General features: G+C 39.1%; 4 protein-coding genes. 3 read left to right on the forward strand and 1 reads right to left on the reverse strand.

The window, feature by feature from the left end; translation table 11 throughout:
- Positions 1–232: 232 nt before the first annotated feature.
- Genes HMPREF9072_RS07375 through gltX form a run of 3 tightly spaced genes read left to right on the forward strand, consistent with a single transcriptional unit; the run spans position 233 to position 2,814 of the window.
- On the forward strand, positions 233–592 hold the full coding sequence (locus HMPREF9072_RS07375) for a YraN family protein (RefSeq protein WP_002672262.1): 360 nt from the start codon (positions 233–235) through the stop codon (positions 590–592).
- A 50-nt stretch (positions 593–642) separates the two neighbouring features.
- Positions 643–1,305 carry a hypothetical protein gene (locus tag HMPREF9072_RS07380; RefSeq protein WP_009411092.1) on the forward strand — a complete coding sequence of 221 codons (663 nt, stop codon included), beginning with the start codon at positions 643–645 and terminating at the stop codon, positions 1,303–1,305.
- Positions 1,306–1,311: 6 nt separating this feature from the next.
- Positions 1,312–2,814, forward strand: coding sequence for a glutamate--tRNA ligase (gltX, locus tag HMPREF9072_RS07385; protein WP_009411093.1), 1,503 nt, complete (start codon positions 1,312–1,314; stop codon positions 2,812–2,814).
- A gap of 151 nt (positions 2,815–2,965) precedes the next feature.
- On the opposite strand, the gene HMPREF9072_RS07390 is transcribed toward gltX, so the two are convergent.
- Complete coding sequence (locus HMPREF9072_RS07390) at positions 2,966–5,089, reverse strand: Tex family protein (RefSeq protein WP_009411094.1); 2,124 nt, start codon at positions 5,087–5,089, stop codon at positions 2,966–2,968.
- Between the last annotated feature and the right edge of the window lie 154 nt (positions 5,090–5,243).

Here is a 5,243-nt window from a genome sequence, read left to right on the forward strand (position 1 = left end):
TCGTCTTTTGTTTATCTGCCCGTGTGGCTCGCACTATCTGCCTGTCGTGCTACGACCTCGCATTGTTTTACCTTTTACCTTTTACCTTTTTACCTTTTACCTATAATTAGTATTGTGATATCAAATAGCTTAGTCCCTCTCAACTTATAGAAATGAAAAAAAACTAATATTTTTTTGTTACATATATTAAATTTTGTACTTTTGGCGTTAAATTATAAAACCAACGCTTATTATGGCAATGCACAACGATTTAGGAAATGAAGGAGAACAAGATGCCGTAAACTTCCTAATTGAAAAAGGTCATACTATTTTAGAACGCAATTTTAGGTTTGGGCACGCCGAGATTGATATCATTTCGCAAAAAGGAAATATTTTGCATATCACAGAAGTAAAAACACGTAGCTCAAGTGCTTATGGTGAACCCGAGAGCTTTGTAAATCAGCAAAAGATAGAACTATTAGTGAAAGCTACCGATTTTTATATAAAGAAAAAAGACTTAGATGTAGAAATACAATTCGATATTATATCCATCGTAAAAAACAATGCAGAATTTAGCTTAAACTACATAGAAGACGCTTTTTATCCTTTTTAATGATTTATGCCCCTAATTACTTTTAAATAAATTTATAATATCCAATACAAATGAAAACAATAGCATCAGCCGTCGAGCACTATATCAAATCAAAACCTTTCTTACAAACCGCTCTTTCAGAAGGGATTATTAACCTTACTTCTTTGGCTCGTATCATACGTAAGGATATACAAGCTGAAACTACTCAGCGTGAAGTGCGCAATGGGGCTATTGTTATGGCTCTCAAACGCCTTTCAGTAGATATGGAGTTTCGCTCTACTCATCGTATTGTAAAAGTATTGAAGAATATAGGCGATATTATTGTTCGTTCAAATTTAACCGACTATACTTTCTTAACCTCTGAAACCTTTATGAATGCTCAGGCTCAGCTACTCAATAAAATCAAAAATAATAGAGATATCTTCTACGCTACTACTCGTGGGGTAAATGAAGCAAATATTATTGTCAGTAACTCAATGGAGTCTATTGTTGAGAATATCTTTAAGAAGGAACGCATTTTGCACAAATTCACCGATTTAGGAGCTATTAGTGTAAAACTTCCCGAAGAAAACGTCTCAGTATCGGGCATTTATTATTTTATATTTCAACGTTTGGCTTGGGAGGGAGTGAATATGAACGAGGTGATTTCTACCGCCAACGAATTTACTATCGTAATCCCCGAAAACCACATCGATATAGCTTTCAAAGTAATTAAAGATTTAAAATTATTATAAAAATAAATGGTTAGAGTTAGATTTGCTCCCAGTCCTACGGGAGCATTGCATATCGGAGGCGTACGTACCGCCCTATTTAATTATTTGTTCGCCAAAAAGCACGGCGGTGATTTTTTACTTCGCATAGAAGATACCGACCAAAATCGCTATATTGAAGGCGCAGAACAGTACATCATAAATTCCCTAAATTGGTTAGGTCTTACTTACGACGAGGGAGTAGGCAAAGAAGGCAAACACGCCCCTTATCGCCAAAGTGAACGTAAACCGTTATACAAACAATATGCCGATACCCTTATCAATAACGGTTGGGCATACTACGCTTTTGATACTGCTGAGGCATTAGACACAGCTCGCAAAGAAGCAGAAGCCAAAGGAGAGACCTTTATATACAATTGGGCTACACGTGATGCATTGCAAAACTCACTTTCACTTAGCAAAGAAGAAGTACAACAACGCTTAGAGCGTGGCGATGAGTATGTGATTCGCTTTAAAATGCCACATAACGAACAGCTAAAAATGAACGATATGATTCGTGGTGAAGTAACTATTGATACGAGTACTTTAGATGATAAAGTACTCTTCAAAAGCGACGGAATGCCTACTTACCACTTGGCAAATATCGTAGACGATCACTTAATGGAAATCACTCACGTGATACGCGGTGAAGAGTGGTTGCCTTCTATGGCATTGCACCTTTTGCTCTATCGCGCTTTTGGTTGGGAAGCCCCTGCTTTTGCACACTTACCTCTTATCCTCAAACCGGTGGGTAATGGTAAACTCAGCAAGCGTGACGGTATCAAATTAGGCTTCCCTGTTTTCCCAATGGATTGGACAGAGAATGGCGAAACTCTCAAAGGTTTTAGTGGAGAAGGGTATTTCCCCGAAGCACTTATCAATTTTTTAGCACTCTTAGGTTGGAATCCTGGTACCGATGAAGAAATCTTCACTGTCGAGCAACTCGTGCAACTCTTCGATTTGGAAAAAGTACATAAGGCAGGTGCTCGCTTTGACCCCGAAAAGATAAAGTGGTTCAACCACCAATACCTACAAATGAAGCCTAATGCAGAATTAGCTACCCTTTTCCAAAAAGACCTTACCCAAAGAGGCATTACAGTTCCGATGGCTACGATAGAGAAAGTAGTTGGTCTCATCAAAGAGCGTGCTACCTTTGTGAGTGATTTTTGGGAACTTAGCAAATTCTTTTTTGAAGCTCCTGCTCTGTACGACGAAAAGGCACTCAAAAAACAATGGAAAGAGCAAACTCCTGAAATCGTAAAAGAAGTAAGTGAGGTACTTAAATACACATCTAACTTCACCTCAGTAGCTTTAGAAGAAGCAGTAAAACAATATATGGAAACTAAAAGCTTAGGCTTTGGACAAGTGATGCCTCCGTTGCGTTTAGCCTTAGTAGGTGAACTCAAAGGGCCTCACGTATTCGATATTATAGAAGTGATTGGCAAAGAGGAAACCCTACGCCGTTTAGACGCACTTCTTTCAGCTGAAAAGTAACATATATAGAGCAGATAGCAACTTAAAATAAGCCTGTATGAAAAACTTTTCATACAGGCTTATTTTGTTCTGATAATACGAACCGTGTTTGATGAGGTACTTTATAGCGTTTGTATCTACTGCAAATTGTAAGTGTTTCCATCGTTAATCATTACCACACCATACTTAGTGAAATGCGTTTACGCACTTCGTCTTTCTCTATAACTTTTACTTGCACTTGTTGGTGGAGTTTAACTACTTCATTTACATCAGAGACATAACCTTCTTTCAGTTGAGAGATGTGTACCAATCCACTTTCTTTAACACCTATATCCACAAAGCAACCAAAGGCAGTAATATTGTTTACTATACCAGGTAATATCATTCCTACACGCACATCATCAAAGGTTTTTACATTAGGGTCGAAGGCAAAGGCTTTAGCAGTAGTACGAGGGTCGAGCCCTGGTTTTTCTAATTCCTTTAATACGTCCTTCAAATAAAGTTCACCCACCTTATCTGTTTTGTACTTTTGAATATCAATAGTGGCAATAGCTTGCTTGTTACCTATAAGTTGTGCAACTGAGATACCCGTGTCCTTCGCCATTTGTTTGATGATAGGATAGGCTTCAGGGTGTACTGCTGAATTGTCGAGCGGGTTCTCACTGTTATGTACACGTAAGAAAGCTACTGCCTGCTGGTATACTTTATCACCCAAACGAGGTACCTTTTTTAAATCTTCTCGCTTACTAAAAGCACCATTAGCCGAGCGGTAAGCTACTATGTTTTCAGCCATCTTCTCTCCTATTCCTGATACATAACTGAGTAGTGATTTGCTTGCTGTGTTGAGGTTTACCCCTACCTTATTCACACAACGCACTACGGTTGCATCGAGCTCCTCTTTCAATAACGACTGGTTTACATCGTGTTGGTATTGACCTACTCCTATGCTCTTAGGGTCTATCTTCACTAATTCAGCTAATGGATCGGCAAGACGCCTGCCTATGGATACTGCCCCACGTACGGTTACATCGTAATCGGGGAACTCATCGCGAGCTATTTTAGAAGCTGAATAGACCGATGCTCCTGCTTCACTCACCACAAATACTTCTACCTTTTCAGGGAAAGCAATACTTCTTACAAACGACTCTGTTTCACGAGAAGCAGTACCATTGCCTATACTAATGGCTTGGATATTGTATTGAGAGACCATTGTGCTGAGCTTTTTGGTAGCCATAGTCATATCATTCTGGGGAGCGTGAGGGTAGATAACATCGTGATGCAAAAGGTCGCCTTTTTCATCTAAACACACTACCTTACAACCTGTACGATATCCTGGGTCAATAGCCAAAATGCGCTTTTCACCCAAAGGAGACGCTAATAACAACTGTGAGAGGTTCTCGGCAAACACACTGATAGCTTTCGCATCGGCTTTATCTTTTGCCTCTTGTAGTGTTTCGTTGGAAATAGAAGGCTCTAATAAGCGTTTGTAGCTGTCTTTTACCGTTTTCTTCAAGAAATCGGCTACTTCTCCCCTACTCTTTATGATGTTTTCTTCCATAAAGGGTAAGGTTTCTTCACTATCTACTTGTACTTTTAGTTTTACAAATCCTTCTTTTTCAGCACGCAACATTGCTAATACACGGTGAGAGGGCGCTTTGTTAAGGGCTTCTTCCCAATCGAAATACTGAGCGTATTTCTGAGCTTCTTCCTCTTCGTTTTTACCTTTGGCTACTTCGCTACTGATGATTGCTTTGCGCTGGAATATTCGGCGAAGAGTGCGACGTATAAACGTATTCTCGTTAATCCATTCAGCTATAATATCCGAAGCCCCTTGTAAAGCATCTTCTTCAGTAGGTACTTTATCGGAAAGATAACGCCCTGCTAATAGTTCCAAGTCGGTTATACGCTGACTCATTATCTGTTTTGCAAGAGGTTCTAAGCCGTTTTCTTTGGCTACATCAGCTTTTGTTTTACGCCGTTTTTTGTAAGGTAAGTATAGGTCTTCTAATTCATTGATCTCAAAAGAGTTCTCAATACGTTTACGCAAATCGTCTGTAAGCTTTCCTTGTTCTTCAATAGAAGAGAGAATCGTTTCTTTGCGCTTACAGATATTGTCGTAATCAGCTTGGGATTTGGCTATATGCTCAATGGCTACTTCATCTAAATTCTGAGTGCTATCTTTTCGATAGCGTGCAATGAAGGGGATAGTGCAGCCTTCGGTTAATAGTGAAAGTGTGTTTTCAATAGCTTTTTCAGGTAGTTGTGTTTGGGCTTTTATATATTGAATGTTTGTCATACTAATGTGTTATCGATTTAACAGTGTTTTTAAATTGAAGGTGCAAAGATATTGAAGAATTAGCAGATTAGCAAATGTCTTTTAATACCACAATGCCAATAATGCCAATAATACTAAATCAATGACAGTGCGAGGTCGTAGCACGACAGGCAGG

The sequence above is a fragment of the Capnocytophaga sp. oral taxon 324 str. F0483 genome (assembly GCF_000318315.2).
In the GTDB taxonomy this organism is placed as follows: Bacteria; Bacteroidota; Bacteroidia; order Flavobacteriales; family Flavobacteriaceae; genus Capnocytophaga; species Capnocytophaga ochracea.